The following is a 431-nucleotide window of genomic DNA, read 5'->3' as shown; positions in this document are numbered from 1 at the left end:
CATATAAGTATTATTATTTTATATCGTCGTAAATCTGTTTTTCAGACAAGTATCATTTATTTTGTTACAAACAATTCAAAAATATCACAGGTTATTTATGAAAGCAATTGACAATCAGATTAGAAACATCTCTTCAAGCCATCAAGATAAGCATTCAGATAAAGTTAACAGTCATCAACACCATGGCAAGGTTGATAAAACACATCGTGCAAAGATAGTTGAATTTGATAAACTGGATAATGATTCGCAAATAGATAACGATTTTGGCCTGCATATCATCTATTTCCTGCAACATGGTCACTGGAATGTAAATGATCGTAGTCACCAGATGGAGAAAGTATGGTTTTATAATAGTGAACCTTCTATAGATATTCAAGAATATAATAGATTCGCCGACAATACTACTGATACGTTTATCTTTACAATTATAC

At 30.9% G+C, this 431-nt stretch carries 1 protein-coding gene; it reads left to right on the top strand.

Going from position 1 to position 431, the window contains the following annotated elements; all coding sequences use genetic code 11:
* Window positions 1–97: 97 nt before the first annotated feature.
* A partial coding sequence (locus EPK82_RS24870) for a YhiJ N-terminal domain-containing protein (RefSeq protein ID WP_208651187.1) occupies window positions 98–431 on the top strand: 334 nt, incomplete at its 3' end.

The sequence above is a fragment of the Ectopseudomonas khazarica genome (assembly GCF_004521985.1).
GTDB classification, from domain to species: Bacteria; Pseudomonadota; Gammaproteobacteria; order Pseudomonadales; family Pseudomonadaceae; genus Aquipseudomonas; species Aquipseudomonas khazarica.
The sequence above is the reverse complement of the archived record's forward strand: the minus strand, read 5'-3'. Positions and strand labels throughout refer to the sequence as shown.